Source organism: Paenalcaligenes sp. GW821-LYS-B07-1, assembly GCF_058803365.1.
Window position 1 is genome coordinate 2,065,305 of record NZ_CM179516.1, and the last position, 19,150, is coordinate 2,084,454.

14 protein-coding genes and 1 pseudogene are annotated in these 19,150 nt (G+C 52.6%); 1 reads left to right on the plus strand and 14 read right to left on the minus strand.

Annotated features, from left to right (window positions below):
- Positions 1-2: 2 nt before the first annotated feature.
- Both AC3QL0_RS09840 and AC3QL0_RS09845 read right to left on the minus strand, forming a co-directional pair.
- A complete protein-coding gene (locus AC3QL0_RS09840) occupies positions 3-1,418 on the minus strand; it encodes a class I SAM-dependent DNA methyltransferase (protein WP_493008321.1) in 1,416 nt (471 codons plus the stop codon).
- A 134-nt stretch (positions 1,419-1,552) separates the two neighbouring features.
- Positions 1,553-1,873: a helix-turn-helix domain-containing protein gene (locus tag AC3QL0_RS09845; protein WP_493008322.1), complete on the minus strand. Its 321-nt coding sequence runs from the start codon at positions 1,871-1,873 to the stop codon at positions 1,553-1,555.
- A gap of 456 nt (positions 1,874-2,329) precedes the next feature.
- Here AC3QL0_RS09845 and AC3QL0_RS09850 point away from each other — a divergent pair.
- Positions 2,330-2,697: pseudogene (locus AC3QL0_RS09850) on the plus strand (helix-turn-helix transcriptional regulator).
- Positions 2,698-2,712: 15 nt separating this feature from the next.
- Here the strand turns inward: AC3QL0_RS09850 and AC3QL0_RS09855 are convergent.
- The 12 genes from AC3QL0_RS09855 to AC3QL0_RS09910 all read right to left on the minus strand — a co-directional run bounded on the left by AC3QL0_RS09855 (position 2,713) and on the right by AC3QL0_RS09910 (position 19,150).
- Entirely contained in the window at positions 2,713-3,237 is a 525-nt protein-coding gene (locus AC3QL0_RS09855; RefSeq protein ID WP_493008323.1) for a helix-turn-helix transcriptional regulator, read from the minus strand.
- 4 nt (positions 3,238-3,241) lie between these two features.
- Positions 3,242-3,517 carry a hypothetical protein gene (locus AC3QL0_RS09860; protein ID WP_493008324.1) on the minus strand — a complete coding sequence of 92 codons (276 nt, stop codon included), beginning with the start codon at positions 3,515-3,517 and terminating at the stop codon, positions 3,242-3,244.
- 318 nt (positions 3,518-3,835) lie between these two features.
- Positions 3,836-5,422, minus strand: coding sequence for a glutamine-hydrolyzing GMP synthase (guaA, locus tag AC3QL0_RS09865; RefSeq protein WP_493008325.1), 1,587 nt, complete (start codon positions 5,420-5,422; stop codon positions 3,836-3,838).
- Positions 5,423-5,546: 124 nt separating this feature from the next.
- A complete protein-coding gene (gene guaB / locus AC3QL0_RS09870; protein WP_493008326.1) occupies positions 5,547-7,007 on the minus strand; it encodes an IMP dehydrogenase in 1,461 nt (486 codons plus the stop codon).
- A 41-nt stretch (positions 7,008-7,048) separates the two neighbouring features.
- Positions 7,049-11,137 carry a phosphoribosylformylglycinamidine synthase gene (gene purL / locus AC3QL0_RS09875; RefSeq protein WP_493008327.1) on the minus strand — a complete coding sequence of 1,363 codons (4,089 nt, stop codon included), beginning with the start codon at positions 11,135-11,137 and terminating at the stop codon, positions 7,049-7,051.
- A gap of 58 nt (positions 11,138-11,195) precedes the next feature.
- Positions 11,196-11,783, minus strand: a complete 588-nt coding sequence (gene greB / locus AC3QL0_RS09880) for a transcription elongation factor GreB (protein WP_493008328.1) — start codon at positions 11,781-11,783, stop codon at positions 11,196-11,198.
- A gap of 23 nt (positions 11,784-11,806) precedes the next feature.
- Positions 11,807-12,655 (minus strand): PHP domain-containing protein, encoded by an 849-nt coding sequence (locus AC3QL0_RS09885; protein WP_493008329.1) that lies wholly within the window; start codon positions 12,653-12,655, stop codon positions 11,807-11,809.
- A 6-nt stretch (positions 12,656-12,661) separates the two neighbouring features.
- Entirely contained in the window at positions 12,662-13,585 is a 924-nt protein-coding gene (locus AC3QL0_RS09890; RefSeq protein ID WP_493008330.1) for an alpha/beta fold hydrolase, read from the minus strand.
- Between the two features lie 67 nt (positions 13,586-13,652).
- Positions 13,653-16,028: a DNA internalization-related competence protein ComEC/Rec2 gene (locus AC3QL0_RS09895; protein WP_493008331.1), complete on the minus strand. Its 2,376-nt coding sequence runs from the start codon at positions 16,026-16,028 to the stop codon at positions 13,653-13,655.
- A gap of 257 nt (positions 16,029-16,285) precedes the next feature.
- Complete coding sequence (locus AC3QL0_RS09900; RefSeq protein WP_493008332.1) at positions 16,286-17,107, minus strand: TatD family hydrolase; 822 nt, start codon at positions 17,105-17,107, stop codon at positions 16,286-16,288.
- Positions 17,108-17,190: 83 nt separating this feature from the next.
- Positions 17,191-17,883: an ABC transporter ATP-binding protein gene (locus tag AC3QL0_RS09905; RefSeq protein ID WP_493008333.1), complete on the minus strand. Its 693-nt coding sequence runs from the start codon at positions 17,881-17,883 to the stop codon at positions 17,191-17,193.
- A complete protein-coding gene (locus tag AC3QL0_RS09910; RefSeq protein WP_493008334.1) occupies positions 17,876-19,150 on the minus strand; it encodes a lipoprotein-releasing ABC transporter permease subunit in 1,275 nt (424 codons plus the stop codon). Before AC3QL0_RS09910 ends, AC3QL0_RS09905 begins: the two co-directional genes overlap by 8 nt.

The following is a 19,150-nucleotide window of genomic DNA, read 5'->3' on the forward strand; positions in this document are numbered from 1 at the left end:
CATCATTCCTCAGCCTCCGAGGTCTCAGCCAATTCGTCAGCTATCGCCTCTATCTCGCTTAGCGCCGCGCGCAAGTGAAGTAGAATTGCTGAGGAAATTTCCTCGGGTTCAGGAAGCCCATCCTCGGGATCGATCTCTGTTTCGGCAAGCCAAGAGATATTCAGATTATCGGATTTTTCTGCGATGAGTTCTCGGCTAAAGGATCGCCAACGACTTCCCTCCCCCTGATCTTCACGCAACTTTGTTGCCTCAGGATCGATGCCATACGCGGCTTCAAACGCGGAAAAGTCTGCTGCTTGCAAGGGCCTTTTCTTTCCATATCTCGGGGCATCGTGGCGCATGTCGTAAATCCAAACGGCACGGGTATTCCCTGTGTCCTTTCGGCCGCGTTCGAAGAAAAGAACATTAGTCTTTACTCCCGCGCTATAAAATATCCCCGAAGGCAACCTTAGGATCGTATGAAGATTGCATCGATCCATAAGATCCTGGCGAATTTTTCTTCCCACTCCTTCTTCGAATAAAGCGTTATCCGGCAGTACGACTGCCGCGCGCCCACCCGGTTTAAGACCTAGGTATATATGCTGCAAGAAAGCAAGCTGTTTGTTAGTCGTCGTGTAGGCGATATCGTCTCGCTGCTTGCGGGCGCTTCCAGCCTTTGACCCAAAAGGCGGATTGGCAAGAATAACGTCTGCGGGAGAAAGTTCTTCTGCGTCCTTAGTAAGTGCATCACCAAGAATCAGGCGCGACTCAAGTCTATGAAGAAACGCATTCATGAGGCAAATGCGATACGTCCCCTTCTCAATCTCCACGCCTTCGTATCGTGGAGGCTTATTTTGGTACTTTTTCTCGCTAACCTGAGAACGTATGTAGTGGTCCGCTGAGATTAAGAAGCCTCCCGTACCGGTAGCCGGATCCTGTACGATCTCTCCCAATTGTGGCTTGACCAGCTTAACCATACAGTCCACCAGGGGACGTGGCGTAAAATACTGGCCCGCGCCAGATCGCGAATCCTGTGAGTTTTTTGCGAGCAGCCCCTCGTAAATTTCCCCCATTCCATCAAATGTTATTGAATGCCAGTCAAGCTTTGCAATTCCATCAATAACAGCTTTGAGATTTTCCGAATGCGAAAAAACGGTCGTTGGGAATGCATAAATTCTACGCACCTTCTCGCTCGGCGCGTGAGCGCCAAGATAAGTAAGCATCTCCCGATAATAATCTAGTAAATCGCCACCCTCGTATGCAACAAGGTCTCCCCAGCGCTTTCCCGCCGGGATAAGATTTTCTGTTTTATTTTCTTCTGCTATTTTCAGAAAAAGCAAATAGGTTAACTCGGAAACATATTCGTGATAACTAACCCCATCTCCTCGAAGGACGTGGCACAGTTCCCATATTTTTTGTACGATATTTTCGGTATTCATAAAAATCAGTCTTGATACTTCTAAGTAATCGGAATTCGGAGCATGTCAGCAACTTAAGGCTCGTTGCGTCTTTGCCCTGCCTGTGTCAGCACCGGGCCACTCAACAAACAGTGCTTGCAGCATCAAGGCAGATTTCAGGCTGCTACGGTGATGCCACGCGCAAGAGTTCTCCGAGCAGGAAGCACCACTATTTCCACGTGTTGATCCAGTGACACCAATGCCTGCATCAGACGCTCCAGGGAGATGTTCTGTAGCTTGAACCGGCGTACCTGGGACACCTTCGGCTGAGTCATTCCTGTGATCGCCGCCGCCTCCATTTGGCTCAAACCGCGCTGGTCGATCAGCTCGTTCAACTTAAGTGCAAGTGCGGCTTTGGCTGACAGCTCGTGTGCGTCGTCAAAGTGGACATTCACCGTCAAGTTGCTGGAATCTTGAGAACGGTCACTACGATTCATTGCTTTCTCCAAGCAGGCGAGCGCTGCAGTTGCTTGTCGATCAGCTTCCCTATGAAGCGATGACACAGCAACAACCGATTTGTCAATTCCGACATCCCTACCCCGCCTAGACAATTTTTGAGAGCACAGGGAGCACCTTTTAAGCAGTGCCCTATCATAATTATATCCGTTCAGAGATAGGCCGCAAGTGCCGAGCTTCCGCATCGGCGGCCTTAACAGCTCGATTGGACCGAACGGATCAGGCTCAGTGCGAGACTGCGCTGCGATACGTGGTTGCTGGTTAGATCGCACACGCATGCTCGTCCCTTGAGGCGGCTGGGCGCCAGGTGCGCAAAAAAGCCGTCAATTGCGGAGGAGCCGAAAATCAGGCGGGCATCCACGACTAGTCGAAGCGCTGAGCGCATGTATGTGCTCGGCGATAGTCACCATGCAGCAACCCAAACACCGGGGGCGGCTATGGCTTCCAACACAAAACAGACGGCGGCATCTGCGAAGTTTATCACCTCCTTACACGCCTCCGGCGAGGCACGGTATGAGGAACTTCCACAGTTCCCATCAGTACCGCTCCTACCTTTTCGCCACACAATTCGCCGCAACGAGTTAAAGCAAATTATCCCTTTGGCCGAGACCACGATCTATGAAATGAAGCACCGCGGCGAATTCCCGCGTCGTTTCAATCTGACGCCTCGTTGCGTCGTGTGGGACCTAGTCGAAGTGGAAGCCTGGATCGAAGAACGCAAACAAGCCCACGCGGCAGCAGTTCGAAACCCGATGTCCACCCACGAAAAACCCGCCCTGTTCGGACGGGTTTGAGCGAAGAATGATGCTGGCGATACGCCTCATCCGACCAGGGCCTGCAGTTCTTTAGATGCCGATCGCGGCAACCGCTGGCCCTCCTTCGCCACGTTGACCTGTAGGGCCACCCGCGCCACATCCAGCACGTCCTGGGCCAGCGAATAGCTGCCCTTGGCCTGCAACCAGGTCAGTACGTCGGCCAGGTGCCAAATCGACGCACTGCCCTCGTGCACCGGCGCAGGAAAGCTGCCCGGATGCGCCAGCATGAGCTTGCGCATGTTCTGCCGGGAAACACCCACGATATCGGCCACGTCGGTCAGCCCGACCAGATCGGGTGCAACTTCGATCAGCTTGGCCGTCGGTATGGCACTGCGCACGGCAACCAACGCACTACACACGGCAGCCAACGCGTCGGCTGCCTCGCGGGTGAACTCCAGCGCCAGCCGTCCCGGCTGGCCAATGCCCACCAAGGCATCGTCGCAGTCGGCTTCGCCCAAGCGCTCAACCAGCACGCCCGTGTCGCGGTCGTCGTCGGCAAGCCGATACTTCAAGGTGAAGGTGTATTCCATCGCACTACTCCTTGGCATCGTCACCAGCCTCGCGCTGCTTGCGATGCGTGGTGCAGTTGTCCACGACACGCCGCAGAGCGCGGGCGTGGTTGCCGGGGTTCTTTGGCATACTCCAAATCGACGTGATGCAGAACTCGCCGCAGCGGCATTCCTCGTCGTTGTACGGGCAGTAAATCCGCCCCCAAGCATGGCTGCCGCCTATTTCGACGCGCCAGCCCTGCCCTTCGGCATGTCTGAGAGCTTCCTCAACCTCTTTCTTCGGATGAGACGAACGGGCCATCAGTCATCTCCAGTATGGTGATGATTGAATAGGTTGTCAAGCGACAACCTATTCACCCTGTCAGACCATTGCGCTCAACGTCGGAACGACGACATTTTTCGGCATCAGCTTCGGCACATAGGTCTGCCCGTCAATCCAGGCATCGAAGTGAACGGGACGGTCTTAATCCGGTCCTTGGTTCTTACCGCCAGTTCCACCGCCACCCTGTTCTGCTGGCCGGCGATAGCTCCCGATAGTCGTCGTGACGTATCTTTTTTTGAAATCAACACGTTACGACAATTTTTCGAAAGCCCGCGATAGCCCCCGAAGAAACTGATTTCACTCCCACTCAATCGTCGCTGGAGGTTTGCTGCTTACATCATAGGTCACACGGTTGATACCGCGTACTTCGTTGATGATGCGGCCAGACACTCGTTTCAGCAGTGAGTATGGCAACTCTGCCCAGTCGGCTGTCATGAAGTCGGTGGTTTCTACGGCACGCAGTGCAACCACATATTCGTAGGTACGGGCATCGCCCATCACGCCCACGCTTTTCACTGGCAAAAATACCGTGAAAGCTTGGGAAGTCAGGTCGTACCAGTTTTTACCGGTGGCTTCGTCTACGGTGTTACGTAGTTCTTCGATGAAGATTGCATCAGCTTGGCGCAGCAAATCAGCGTATTCACGTTTGATTTCACCCAGGATACGCACGCCTAGGCCTGGGCCTGGGAATGGGTGGCGGTACACCATTTGTGGTGGCAAGCCCAATGCTACGCCCAGTTTACGCACTTCGTCTTTGAACAGTTCGCGCAGGGGCTCTAGCAGTTTCAGGTTCAGTGTTTCTGGCAGGCCGCCCACGTTGTGGTGCGATTTAATGCCGGTTGCTTTGCCGGATTTAGCAGCAGCGGATTCAATCACGTCTGGGTAGATGGTGCCTTGAGCTAACCAACGGGCGTTGCTGAGTTTCGCGGCTTCTTCTTGGAAGATTTCTACGAATTCACGACCAATGATTTTACGTTTAGCTTCTGGGTCAGTAACACCAGCCAGTTTGCCCAAGAATCGATCTGAGGCATCAATATGGATGATTTTCAGACCCATATTGTCAGCGAAGGTGCTCATTACCTGTGTGGCTTCGTTCAAGCGCAGCAGACCGTGGTCTACAAATACACAAGTCAGTTTTTCACCAATAGCACGGTGAATCAATGCAGCCGCGACCGAGGAATCCACACCGCCGGACAAGGCCAAGATAACTTCTTCGTCACCCACTTGTTCGCGGATGTTAGCAATGGCTTCTTCTACGTAGTCAGGCATGTTCCAGTCACCTACACAACCGCAGATGTCGCGCACAAAGCGTTGGAACAAGGCACCGCCTTGTACGGTATGGGTAACTTCTGGGTGGAACTGTACCGCGTAGAAATTACGTTCTTCGTCTGCCATACCAGCGATGGCGCAGGTAGGTGTGGAAGCCATCAGTTTGAAACCTGGAGGCAATGCGGTGACTTTGTCGCCGTGGCTCATCCATACTTTCAGCATGCCGTGCCCTTCTGGGGTGGCGAAGTCTTGGATGCCATCTAGCAATTTAGTGTGACCGTGTGCACGTACTTCGGCGTAACCGAATTCACGTTTGTCTGCACCTTCGGTAGTACCACCCAATTGGCGCGCCATGGCTTGCATACCGTAGCAAATACCCAGTACAGGTACGTTCATCTCGAATACGGCGGCAGGCACTTGCAAGGCGTCGTCGGCGTACACGGAAGCGTGGCTGCCAGACAGAATGATCCCTTTCAGACCCTCTTGCGAACGGATGAATTCGTCGCTCACATCGCCAGGGTGGATTTCGCAGTAAGCGCCCACTTCGCGCACGCGGCGTGCGATCAATTGGGTAACTTGTGAACCGTAATCAAGAATAAGTATGCGTTGATGCATGATGACTGATAGATAAATGGTGCTTGCTGTTAAGGGGTAACTCTACAGCCAGCGATAGAACGAATACGGCCACGTTGCTGTGCAACGCGGCCGTCTGAATTATAAACCGCAGCAGAATAATAAATTAGTCTGCACGGTAATTCGGTGCTTCTTTGGTGATCTGCACATCATGTACGTGAGATTCGCGTACACCGGCTGCCGTGATTTCCACGAACTCAGCTTTCGCATGCAGTTCGTCAATGGAAGCACAACCGCAGTAACCCAACGAGGCACGTACACCACCAACCAATTGGTGGATAATGGCAATCACGCTGCCTTTGTAAGGCACACGACCTTCAATACCTTCAGGTACCAGTTTGTCGGAGTTGCTGGAAGCATCTTGGAAGTAACGGTCAGCAGAGCCTTCCACCATCGCACCCAAGCTACCCATACCGCGGTAAGACTTGTAGGAACGACCTTGGAACAATACAACTTCGCCTGGTGCTTCTTCTGTACCGGCGAACATACCGCCCATCATGCACGTGGATGCACCTGCTGCCAAGGCTTTAGATACGTCACCCGAGAAGCGAATACCACCGTCAGCGATCAGAGGTACGCCTGTACCTTCCAATGCTTTAGCCACATCAGCAATCGCGCTGATTTGCGGTACTCCCACACCAGCCACGATACGTGTAGTGCAGATAGAGCCTGGGCCAATACCTACTTTCACACCGTCAGCTCCGGCTTCAACCAACGCACGAGCCGCTGCGGCTGTAGCGATGTTGCCACCAATCACTTGGATATGAGGGAAGTTCTGTTTAACCCAACGTACGCGATCGATTACACCTTTGGTGTGACCGTGTGCAGTATCCACAATGATGGCATCTACGCCAGCGCGGGACAGTTTTTCTACACGTTCGTCAGTATCGCCACCCACGCCTACCGCAGCACCTACGCGCAACTGACCGTGTTGGTCTTTAGCAGCCAGAGGGTGAGTGGTGTTTTTAACGATATCTTTAACAGTAGCCAAACCACGCAACTCGAACTGGTCGTTCACGATCAGCACGCGCTCTAGGCGGTGTTTGTGCATCAGTGCTTGGGCTTCATCCAGCGTGGCACCCTCTTTCATGGTCACCAGACGCTCTTGAGGCGTCATGACTTCACGAATAGGCAGCTCAAAACGATCTTCAAAGCGCAAGTCACGGTTGGTGACTATACCTACCAACTTGCCTTCTTTAACCACTGGCAAACCGGACACACCATGCTGACGTTGCAAATTGATTGCATCACGCACCGTCATTTCTGGTGTTACGGTAACAGGGTCGATCACAATACCGAACTCGTGACGTTTCACACGGGATACTTCACGTGCTTGTACATCCGCTGTCAGGTTTTTGTGGATGATCCCCATACCGCCCTCTTGTGCCATAGCAATGGCCAAGCCGGATTCGGTCACGGTGTCCATTGCGGCGGACACCAGTGGGATGTTCAGGGAAATGTCGCGGCTGAATCGTGCTGTCAACGACGCATCGCGAGGAAGAATTTCTGAATATGCAGGCACTAACAATACATCATCGAATGTTAGTGCTCGTTTGATAAGACGCATGCTTTTTACTCCGTCCAAAGCAAGATTATACGCTGTTGCCCTTAACCAATCCAGACCCTAGCGTTCTGGAAGAAACGCATCCAAGGACTAAACCCACCATTTGTTGCCTGTGCGCCACCCTGATCTTGCTCGCCCCAACTTTCTGGTGCCCACGACAACATGACGTTGCGCGTTACACGCTCTGGGTGAGGCATCAATACAGTGAAACGACCATCAGCAGTGGTAGCACCCGCCAAACCGTTGGGGCTGCCGTTGGGGTTGAACGGATATTGCTCTGTAGGCTTACCGTAGTTATCTGCATAATTGGCCACGGCCAATACGCTGCTGGCATCACCTTGTGAAGCAAAGTTAGCAAAGCCTTCACCGTGCGCTACAGCGATAGGCAGACGTGCGCCTTCCATACCTTTAAAGAAGATAGAAGGAGAATCAGCCACGCTCAATGTTGCCAAACGGGCTTCGTATTTCTCGGACAAGTTACGGGTAAATTTAGGCCACGCTTCCGCACCTGGAATCATAGGAGCCAAGGCAGCCATCATTTGACAACCGTTACATACGCCCAGTGCGAAGGTGTCTTCTCTGCCGAAGAAGCCAGCAAACTGGTCATTCAACATGGCGTTGAAACGGATGGTACGAGCCCAACCTTCACCCGCACCTAATACGTCACCGTAGCTGAAACCGCCGGCAGCGACTATACCTTTGAATTGCTCCAAGGTGACGCGACCGCTTAGCAAGTCAGTCATGTGTACGTCAGTCACATCAAAGCCGGCCGTATCAAAGGCCCATGCCATTTCTACTTGGCTGTTACACCCTTGCTCACGCATCACAGCGATACGTGGACGTGCACCGGTGTTAATGAATGGCGCAGCAACGTTTTCTTGTGGGTTGAATGGCACCACAGGGCTAATGCCTGGGTCTTTTGCATCGTTCCACAGCGCGAATTCTGCTTCAGCACTGGCTGGGTTATCACGCAAGTTCATGATGCGGCGTGTAACTTCGCTCCACTCTTTACCCAACTCGGCACGCGGTGCTTGGTATACGCAAGCACCATCGCGGAAGATTTCCACTTGGTCGCGGTCGTTCAAGCTACCCACTACGTGGGCGTAAGGGGACAAGCCTGCTTCACGCAAACGCTGCAACACGTTGTCGCGGTCAGCTTGTTTCACCTGAATCACAGCACCAATTTCTTCGTTGAACAGCGCTTTCAGTGTGAGTTCTTCGCGTTGAACCGCTACTTGTTCTGGACGGATTTTGTAGTCGCCCCAGTCAGCCGCATGCGGATCGATAGTCAGCATGTCTACGTTCAAGGACACACCTACGTGACCTGCAAACGCCATTTCGGCAACTGTCGCCAACAAACCGCCATCAGAACGGTCGTGGTACGCGTGTACCAAACCATCGTTGTACAAGGAACGTACAGCATGGAAGAACGCCAACATCAGTTCAGCGTTGTCCATATCAGGGGCTTCGTCGCCCACTTGGTTAAAGGCTTGCGCCAGTACGGATGTACCCATGCGCTGTTTACCCAAGCCCATATCCAGCAAGATCAAGCAGCTTTCGCCGATATCGGTACGCAACTGAGGTGTCAGTGTTTTACGTACATCGCCCACTTGCGCAAAGGCAGTCACGATCAGGGAAACTGGCGATACCACGTTGATGGACTCGCCGTCTTGTTCCCACGATGTACGCATAGACAAGGAGTCTTTACCTACAGGAATAGACAAGCCCAGTTTCTGACACCAGTGGCTTACAGCCTCTACGGTGTCAAACAGAGCAGCATCTTGACCGGCAGTACCGCAAGCGGCCATCCAGTTAGCAGACAACTTAACGTCTTTCATGCTGCTGACATCAGCAGCGGCCAAGTTAGACAAGGCTTCTGCTACGGCCATACGACCTGATGCTGCGGCATCTAACACAGCCACAGGTGTACGTTCCCCCATGGACATGGCTTCACCACGTACGCCTTCAAAGTCGGCCAAGGTAACCGCACAATCCGCCACGGGAATCTGCCATGGGCCAACCATCTGGTCGCGGCTGCACAGCCCGCCCACGGTACGGTCACCAATGGTGATCAGGAAGTTTTTGTTTGCTACTGTTGGGTGGCGCAATACGCGTGTTACTGCTTCCGCCAATGGGATCAATGGCAAATCTACAGGCTCTGTAGGCAACTCTACGTGCTCTACATCACGCAACATGCGTGGTGCTTTACCCAGAATCACGCTCATCGGTACATCAACAGGGCGCTCTGCTGCTGGTTTGATGTCAGCATCTACACCAGGTAGACCTTCGCCTACCACTACGCGCAATTGACGCTCTTCAGTCGCTACACCCACAACAGCCCATGGGCAACGTTCGCGGTCAGCAATAGCGGTAAAACGTTGCAAATCGGCTGGCGAAATCGCCAATACATAACGTTCTTGAGATTCGTTACTCCAGATCTCGGCTGGAGACAAACCGGACTCTTCCAACTGTACGTGGGTCAGATCAAAGATCGCACCACGCTCTGCATCGTTTACCAGCTCTGGGAAGGCGTTAGACAAACCACCTGCGCCCACGTCGTGGATAGCAATAATGGGGTTTTCAGCGCCTTGCTGCCAGCAGCGATCAATCACTTCTTGGGCACGGCGTTCCATTTCTGGGTTACCACGCTGTACAGAGTCGAAATCCAGCTCGGCCAAGTTCACACCGGAACTCATACTGGAAGCAGCGCCACCGCCCATACCAATACGCATACCTGGACCACCAATTTGCACTAACAAGGCCCCTACTGGCAGTGGGTCTTTGTGTGTTTGGCTAGCGTCGATAGAGCCTAGACCACCGGCGATCATGATGGGTTTGTGGTAACCCCAACGTACACCACCCGCGCTTTGTTCAAAGGTACGGAAGTAACCCAACAGGTTAGGACGGCCAAATTCGTTGTTGAATGCTGCGCCCCCAATAGGGCCTTCGATCATGATGTCCAAAGGTGAGGCAATACGGCTGCAATCACCGTGAGAGTCTTGTTCCCAAGGCTCTGGAAAATCAGCAAATTTCAGGTTAGAAACGGTAAAACCAGTCAAACCTGCTTTAGGTTTAGAACCACGACCGGTTGCACCTTCGTCACGGATTTCACCACCAGAACCAGTGGACGCGCCAGGGAACGGAGCAATCGCTGTAGGGTGGTTGTGTGTTTCCACTTTCATCAAGGTGTGCAGCGTAGTATCCATACGCTGGTATGTACCCTCGCCTTCAGAATCAGGCAACGTGGCACGGAACACTTGTGCTGGACCGCCTTCCATAATGGCGGCGTTATCCGAGTAAGCAACAACGGTTTTTTCTGGCTGCGCCGCGTGTGTGTCGCGGATCATGCCAAATAGTGTCTTGTCTTGTGGCTTGCCATCAATCACCCACTGGGCGTTGAAGATTTTGTGACGGCAATGTTCGCTGTTTGCTTGCGCAAACATCATTAGTTCTACGTCGGTAGGATTGCGTTTCAAGCCTACGAAAGCTTCCAGCAAGTACTCTACTTCGTCTTCAGACAGCGCCAAACCCATAGTACGGTTGGCTTCTTCCAGTGCAGCTTGGCCATTTGCCATCACGTCTACGTATTGCATGGCTTTGCCTTGCAACTCTACGAACAACTGCTCTGGTACAAAATTGACGTCTACAACAGTTTCCGTCATTTTGTCGTGCAGCATGGCTGAGATTTGAGCCAACTGCGCTTCATTAATGTTCTTGCTACCCAATAAACCACGCTCAGGAGTGATCACATAACGCACACCACGTTCAATGCGGCGCACACCTTGGATACCACAGTTACGGGCGATATCAGTGGCTTTACTGGCCCACGGAGAAATCGTGCCAATACGCGGAATGACTCGCAATACCAAAGCGTTTTTGGCTTGATCCTGTGCATCAAAACATGGACGAGAATCATCCAGCAACGCTTCCAACTGGCTCAGGTTTTGCTCATTTTGCGCACTGTCATCTGCCCAGACGTAGTGCTCATAAAAACCCTGTACATCAGCAACAGGGAGATCCAATGCCTTCAAGCGTTGCAGCAAGCGCTCGCGGCGGAAATCGGAAAGGAAAGAGGAGCCGGGATAATGCAAGAAAGAGTTCACGGTTCTGGTGGAGAAGTAAAAAGAAGACAAGAAATGTGACTATTTTAACCACAAGCGCGGGAAGAATCCCGCGCTTGTGGTTTTACGGTTAATGTCCTAGCTCGTCATCTGGCGGGGCTGGTTCCGTGGGATAGTGCACTTCCAGAATATCCAATTCTTCCTTGCCACCCGGTGTACGCAAAGTAATGGTGTCGCCCTCGCGCGCTTTGAGCAAAGCACGAGCCACTGGGGATATCCAACTAATTTTGCCGTTTAGCGGTTCGGCTTCATCTATACCCACAATGGTAATGGTGGTTTCTTCACCACTAAGGTTGGCATACACCACGGTTGCCCCAAAGAAAATTTGATCTTTATTGGGCTGCAACGCGGGATCCACCACTTCGGCAATTTGGATGCGCTTAGTCAAAAAACGAATACGCCTATCTATTTCGCGCAGGCGTTTTTTACCGTATAAGTAGTCGCCGTTTTCAGAGCGGTCGCCATTAGACGCAGCCCACGACACCACCTGCACCACTTCAGGGCGCTCTACGTTCATCAGGTGATTAAATTCACGGCGCAAGGCGCGGTAGCCCTCTACCGTAATGTAGTTCTTGGTACCAGCCGGTATGCTAACGGCGGGTGCTTCCAAGTCATCATCAATATCTTCTGTGTCTTCTTTAACGAAAGCTTTATTCATTTTCTGTACTCCACTTCAGCTGGCTAGCCCAGCCACTCATCCCATACGGTAGGCAAATCGGTGGGCGAAGGCGGCAACTTGCCTAAGTCCAAACGCCCTTCACCTGGCGCATGAAAATCCGAACCGCAGGAAATCTCAAACCCGTAATGGCGTGCTACCTGCGCATATTCCGCATATTGGTCGGCTCGGTGACTACCTGTGACCACCTCAATCCCTACACCGCCCAAGGCTTTGAACTCATCAAACAACGCCCCAAACTGCACTGGCGTAAATTCGTAGCGACCGGGGTGCGCAATAATCGCCTTACCTCCCGCCTCACGTATCCAGTTTACTGACTGCGCAAGCGTTGCCCATTGCATGGGCACATAGGCTGCTTTATGGTCGCCAAGATAACGTTTAAACACCTCACCCACGTTGGCGCAATGCCCTTCTTCCACCAGAAAACGAGCAAAGTGCGTACGACTAATGAGCGACGGATTAGACACATAACGCAAGGCACCTTCATAAGCATTAGGAATACCTAAACCACCTAGCTTTTGCCCTATTTCTTGCGCACGCTGCTCCCGCCCTGACCGTATATATGCCAACTCATCATTAAGCTGCATTTGGTGATCATCTACATTTAAACCCACGATGTGCACGGTACGCCCCGCCCACGTCACGGAAATTTCTACGCCGGGAATAAACTGCATACCCAAACGTGTGGCCTCGGCCCGCGCTTCTTCTAGCCCACTAAGCTCATCATGGTCGGTCAACGCCCACAACTGCACGCCATTGGCGGCCGCGCGTTGCGCTACTTCCTTGGGTGGCAACAAACCATCGGACGCTGTGGAATGGCAATGTAAGTCCACATTAAGTGTTTGGTTTCTCATGCCTTACTACCCTATCAAAAACTGTTCTACTATCGCGATTTGATCCGCATGACGCAACGTGGGCGCATGCCCTACTCCGGCCACTTCCACACTATGCGCAGCAGGATGCTTAGCAAGCATGTCTTGCACCGTATCAGCACTTAACAAATCAGACTCATGCCCGCGCATGATCAGCACCTGATGTGGCCAACTTTGGTACGACTGCCATAGCACCTGCTCAGCTAACTGCATAGCGGCTTCGGTTTGTGTAGTGAAAGGCAACGCGATACGTAAATCATAATGCTTAATCCATTCCCCCTCTGCTGTACACACAAAGGCAATACGCGTCATGTCTTCCCACTCAGCATCCGTATGCGGCCCGAAACCAGCCAAGGTTTGGCGCACGTAGGCTACGGCTTGCTCAAAGCTAGCAAACTGCACTGGAATACCGACGTAATCGCCAATGCGCTGTAAGCCTTCCCAGCTTAGAGCTGGCCCCACATCATTCAACACCAATTTACCTAGCGGGATTTGCTGCGATGCAGGCAGACTCAACGGGTGCGACAATCGCAGTTGAGCGGACACTGCCACGCTACCTGCCAACCCCATACCTATTAATCCGCCCATAGATGTACCCACCCAATCCAACGTAGTGGGTTTCAAGCGAGCAATTAAGGTCAGCATATCGGCCACGTACTGAGGAATAGCGTAATACGTAGGATCTAGCAGCCAATCGGACGCACCGCGCCCCACCACATCAGGACATACCACACGGTAATGGCTGGATAAGGCCTGCGCTAAGGCATCGAAATCTCTGCCGCTACGGGTCAAACCGTGCACACACAACAGAATATTGTGATTATCAGGATCACCCCATTCCCAATACGCCATACGATGCGTACCGGCAGGTGATGCGCACATCACATAATCCAAACGAGGTTCAGAGCTCATAGCAGAGTGGCTGTTCATGGGCAGGCTGCGCCAAAGTAGGAAAAGAGTAATGTCCATTCTACACGCATCATTGACTCTCTCTAAGCGTCTGATCGCAGGATGCTTGTAGTGTTGAACTTGGATGCTGCCAATAACGAGCACGTACTTGGCGCTGACACTGTACCTGTATACGCGAGCCTTCCGTTACGATGCGCACGGCCCCAGCATAATCGGTACGAATAAACACTGACTTAAATCGCTGCCAACGCCGTACCACTTCGGTATGCGGGTGCCCAAACCTATTTCCCCAACCAACTTGCGCGATCGCCCAAGTCGCCTGCATGGAAAGCACCCAATTTACTGATGATGAGGTACGGGAACCATGATGCCCAACGACCACCACATCATGTGGTTCCAGGCCCTGTTTTAACAACACTGCTTCTTGAGCCACGCCTATATCCCCCATTAGCAGCAGACTTTTCCCTTGCGCGCTACGTATACTCAATACGCAACTACGTGCATTGCTGTCTTTAGTCCTTAACGCCGACGCATCAGGCCACACAAAGCTAAAGCGCACACCATCCACCTGCCATGACACACCTTGTTGGCAGAGTTGTTGCGCAGTTGTAGGCAACAACGGCGATGGCACCCCGAGCAATGCCGCTTCACGCCCAAAATACGCTCGCGCAGAAAAGCTCGTATAAAGAGCCTGCACCTGGATGGCTTGCAGCACACTAAACGCACCGCCAGTATGATCTAAATCGTCGTGGGACAAGACCAGCCAATCTAGTGTAGTAATGCCTTTGGCCCGCAATAACGGCACAATCACTCTATCGCCCGCATCGTTTTGATAACTTAAACGCTGCCCCGTATCAAAAAGCAAAGCATGGCGACGTGTTTGCACCAACACCGCACCGCCTTGCCCTATATCCAAGACGTCCGCGCGCCACTCACCTTCAGTAATTGGTGTGCGCCCCCATAGCAAACACGGCAGTAATCCTATCCAGCCCCAATGTCTGCCAGGCAACCCCTTAGGCAAGAAGGCATACCCCATTCCTAACGCCGCTATCCCATACGTCCACCATGGTGCCCACGCTACGGCCATACTGGCAGCCGGAAGTTCACACAGCCACTCTGTGGGCCGCATCATAAGCTCCAACAATGCATGAGCTAACCACGCCACACCTTGTGCCACCGTAGAAAGACCCTCTATGGGCGCAACCAACATCAACAACAAGGACAGGGGTGTAATCACCATCCCTATAAGCGGAATGGCGTAGGCATTACTAACAGGCGAGATGAGTGAAATCTCATGAAACTGCCAGCCCAATGCAGGAAATAGCGCCAAGCTAATCACTACTTGCCATGCCGACACCTGCAGCACATAACTCACAAGGGCCACCCACCCTTGTTTAGGTTGCATAGCATGCCCCTGCCAGTGATAGCACAACAACAGTACGGTCACGGCCCCAAACGATAGCCAAAACCCACTGGCCACTACCGCCCATGGGTCTAACCACACCACCAAGACGGCGGCTAACGCTAAAGTTTGCGACGGTTGCCACGACACACTGGCTAAACGGGTACCTACCACCACCGCTAACATTAAAAAAGTACGTTGTGCAGGCACGCCCCAGCCAGCCACCGTGCAATACAAAGCCGCCACAAGCAATGCTACACACGCCGCTATTTTTTGAGCAGGCCAATATTCCGCCAATGCCACCCGTTTATATCGCAAGCGTCGCCAACACCACGACATAACAGTAGCTACCAGCACCGCCATCAGCGTGACATGCGAGCCGCTAATAGACACTAGGTGCGTAAGCCCCGCCCGGTTAAACACCAACCAGTCTTGGCTTTGTATGCTGTTTTGATCGCCCACACTCAACGCCAACAGCACACCGCCATAACGATAGGACTGTACATAGGGCAACATGGCTTTACGTAATTCATAACGCAGGCTTTGCGCCATCACCGACCACGATCGCTGCCACCACGAAAGCGTGAATAACAGCTTGGGTTCACCGCGCACGTTACCTAAGGCCCGAATCCCATGACTAAAACTGTATTGCTCGTAGTCAAAACCCTCTTCGTTCTGATAACCATGCGGTGTTTTGACCAGCATATTACTTTGCCAGACTTGCCCAGGCGACACAGTAGGGAAGTCAACACTCATAGGCTTGCCATAAGGCCCCGTCCACGCAGCGGCCGACCAACTCACCTGTATGGTGCTAGGCAATCCCTCTGGTTTGCTCTGACGTACTCGTGCGGTGAAATGTAGGCTACTAGGCGTTTGCTGCGGTAAACCTATAACCTCAAACTCTACACGCGAGACTCTGTTTTCATCTACCGCAGGTAAGACTTGCGCCAAGCGCTGGTGGCAGCCACGCTTACCCACCACACAGTTATAGCGACTGCCATCAACGGCACCATCACATAGGCAGATGCCGGTCTGCGCCAACACACCACACACCCCAGCACAACCAACAACCAGAGGCTATACAACAGCCAATCTGCCGGCAATTCAGAAAATGTGTGCACCCATATAGCGACGGCCACCATGGCCAGCACGGTAACTCGTCCAGAGAATTGTCGTTGTAGCAATCGCATTGGCGCTATGCAAAAGCTGTAGCCTACCGCCGGGCAGCGGCGACTAGGCTCCCGTATGAACCGTTATGTCAGTGCGATTATGTACGTAGGTACTGAGAACAGCGCGGCGCTTTACTGGGCTAATCGCGGCAAGACTTCCAGCACATTGTTTCCTGTCTGCTGGATAACAGTCTCTAGCGGCACAGCACGTAACTCTGCCAGCACTTGAGCCATACGCGCCAAGTGGGCTGGTTCATTACGCCGCACCAATGGGGAGTCATCCTCTTGCCCCGCTTTACCCAACCATGCTGGCGGAATATCGGGCGCATCAGTTTCCAGCACAATGGCCGTGAGCGGTAAATCGCTGGCCAAACGGCGTATTTGTTTGGCACGCTCAAACGTCATGGCTCCGCCAAAACCTAATTTAAAACCCAAATCCAGCAAAATTTCAGCCTGTTGCTGGCTACCATTAAACGCATGTGCTATACCGCGTAGCGTAGGGTGCTGACGCAGGTATTTAGTGATGACATCCACAGAGCGACGCACATGCAAGATCACCGGCAAGTGATAACGCGCTGCTAGCTTTACTTGTTGCCCATAAAAAGCCAACTGGCGCTCACGCATCTCAGGTGTACACAGCTCAGGCACGAAAAAATCTAGCCCTATTTCACCGATGCCCACAAAACAGGGATCCTCTAGGGCCTGCTGTACGGTTTCTTCTAATAATCTTAAGTCGCTCGGCTGTGCGCGCGGTACATATAGGGGATGTATACCTAGAGCGTAGTAAACGCCGTCGTGTTGCTGAGCCAAATCACGCACAGTCTGGAAGTTACTTGCCTCTACCGCTGGCACTACCACTTTTTGCACCCCTGCTGCCTGTGCTCGCCACCACACCTGGTCGCGGTCCGCGTCAAACTCTGGTGCATCCAAATGGCAATGACTATCTATCAGCATGGCTTTCCCCGTGATACGACCTACACAGTGCCATACATACAGAGTATTGATAACACCCTGTACGCATGCTTATGCGGTTTAGCTTATTGTAGATTGCCATCCACCATGTGCAACTGCCTATGCGCGAGGGACGCCAAGGCCACGTCGTGCGTCACGATCACAAAAGCCGTGCCCAACTCACGATTCACTTCCTGCAACAAGCCAAACATTTCATCAGCGGTGTGGCGATCTAAGTTACCCGTAGGTTCGTCAGCCAACACACATGCCGGGTTAGACACCAACGCACGTGCCAAGGCCACACGTTGGCGCTCACCGCCTGACAATTGCCCAGGGAAGTGATCCAAGCGCTCCCCCAAACCCACTCGTTCTAGCAACGCCTGCGCTTGTGCGCGTGCGTCATCGCGTTTCAAGCCACGCACAATCAACGGCATGGCAGCGTTATCCAACGCATGGAACTCGGGCAGCAGATGGTGAAACTGATACACAAACCCCAACGCCTGATTACGCAAGCGACTACGCTGCTTTTCGTTCATATTATCGGTAGCTTGGCCTTGTACCCATACTTGTCCTTTCGTGGGTTTATCCAGCAAACCCAGTATGTGCAACAGCGTACTTTTACCCGAGCCAGAGGCCCCCACAATAGCAACCATTTCACCCGCCTGCACTTGCAACGACACATCATGCAAAATGCTGATATCGCGACCCGCTTCGCTATAGCGCACGCCCAAGTCACGGGCCTCAATCACGGGAGTAGAAGACATTACAAAATCAGTCATGACGCAATACCTGTGCGGGTTGCAAACGCGAGGCACGCCAGCTGGGGTACAGCGTTGCCAAGAACGACAAAATCAACGAGGTCACCGCAATAATAACAATATCAGCCACTTGCGGATTAGAAGGTAAGGAGCTGATGAAATAGATCTGCTCAGGCAAGAACTGCAGGCCAATAAGGTTTTCAATAAAGGGAACGATGACATCTACGTTATAGGCGATCAACACACCTAACAGCACACCAAGACCCGTTCCCAAGAAACCAATTAAGCTGCCCTGCACCAAGAAGATACGAGCAATCTCACCGGGCGTTGCCCCTAACGTACGCAGAATAGCAATATCACTGCGCTTATCCTTTACCGCCATCACTAACGACGACAACAAGTTAAACGCCGCTACCGCCACAATCAGTGTCAAAATCAAGAACATCATGCGCTTCTCGGTTTGCACAGCCGCAAACCATGTACGGTTATTACGTGTCCAGTCGCTGGCAATCACGCCACTAGGCAGTTGCCCCTGCAGCTCTACTGCTACCTCTGGAGCTTTCTGCATATCCTTAATACGCAAACGCACGCCACTCACACCGCTGTCACGGAAAATACGCGCTGCATCTTGCACATTCACAAAAGCCAGCGACGCATCGTATTCATAGTGGCCTGATGAAAACAACCCCACTACCGTGAACTGGCGCATACGCGGCGAAAAACCAGCCGGAGAAATAGTGCCCTGAGGCGCCATCACCATTAAGGTATCGCCCTGCCCCACCCCCAGCGTATTTGCCAGTTTTTGCCCTAAAATAATGCCAAAACTGCCATCTTTTAAGGCATTCAAACTACCGGCATACAGTTGATCTGCCAGCTCAGAAACCTGCGTTTCCACACTAGGATCTATACCTCGAATCTGCGCACCACTCAATACGTTATTGCGCACCAACATGCCTTGCGCCCCCACGAATGGCGCAGCACCTTGTACGGCTGAATTCTGTTTTGCTTCTTTGGCAATATCGGGCCACATTTCCAGTACACGCTGATGCGGCTGCCCAGGATAAAACAACTCTATATGCGGCAAAACCGACAACATTCGATCACGCACCTGCGTTTGAAAGCCATTCATGACTGAAAGCACTACAATAAGAGCCGCAACCCCTAGAGCGATACCCGCCATGGAACTCGCTGCGATGAACGAAACGAACCTGTCCCCTCGCTGCCCTGTTCTACGCTTCGCTCGGGTTAATCCCGCATAGCGCGCTCCAACCCACCATTCAAACGACAT

Excerpts from the sequence above, each read along its gene's own strand:
- AC3QL0_RS09840 (WP_493008321.1), bottom strand. The coding sequence starts at position 1,418 with ATGAATACCGAAAATATCGTACAAAAAATATGGGAACTGTGCCACGTC.
- AC3QL0_RS09845 (WP_493008322.1), bottom strand. The coding sequence starts at position 1,873 with ATGAATCGTAGTGACCGTTCTCAAGATTCCAGCAACTTGACGGTGAAT.
- AC3QL0_RS09855 (WP_493008323.1), bottom strand. The coding sequence starts at position 3,237 with ATGGAATACACCTTCACCTTGAAGTATCGGCTTGCCGACGACGACCGC.
- AC3QL0_RS09860 (WP_493008324.1), bottom strand. The coding sequence starts at position 3,517 with ATGGCCCGTTCGTCTCATCCGAAGAAAGAGGTTGAGGAAGCTCTCAGA.
- guaA (WP_493008325.1), bottom strand. The coding sequence starts at position 5,422 with ATGCATCAACGCATACTTATTCTTGATTACGGTTCACAAGTTACCCAA.
- guaB (WP_493008326.1), bottom strand. The coding sequence starts at position 7,007 with ATGCGTCTTATCAAACGAGCACTAACATTCGATGATGTATTGTTAGTG.
- greB (WP_493008328.1), bottom strand. The coding sequence starts at position 11,783 with ATGAATAAAGCTTTCGTTAAAGAAGACACAGAAGATATTGATGATGAC.
- AC3QL0_RS09885 (WP_493008329.1), bottom strand. The coding sequence starts at position 12,655 with ATGAGAAACCAAACACTTAATGTGGACTTACATTGCCATTCCACAGCG.
- AC3QL0_RS09890 (WP_493008330.1), bottom strand. The coding sequence starts at position 13,585 with ATGAGCTCTGAACCTCGTTTGGATTATGTGATGTGCGCATCACCTGCC.
- AC3QL0_RS09900 (WP_493008332.1), bottom strand. The coding sequence starts at position 17,107 with ATGCTGATAGATAGTCATTGCCATTTGGATGCACCAGAGTTTGACGCG.
- AC3QL0_RS09905 (WP_493008333.1), bottom strand. The coding sequence starts at position 17,883 with ATGACTGATTTTGTAATGTCTTCTACTCCCGTGATTGAGGCCCGTGAC.
- AC3QL0_RS09910 (WP_493008334.1), bottom strand. The coding sequence starts at position 19,150 with ATGTCGTTTGAATGGTGGGTTGGAGCGCGCTATGCGGGATTAACCCGA.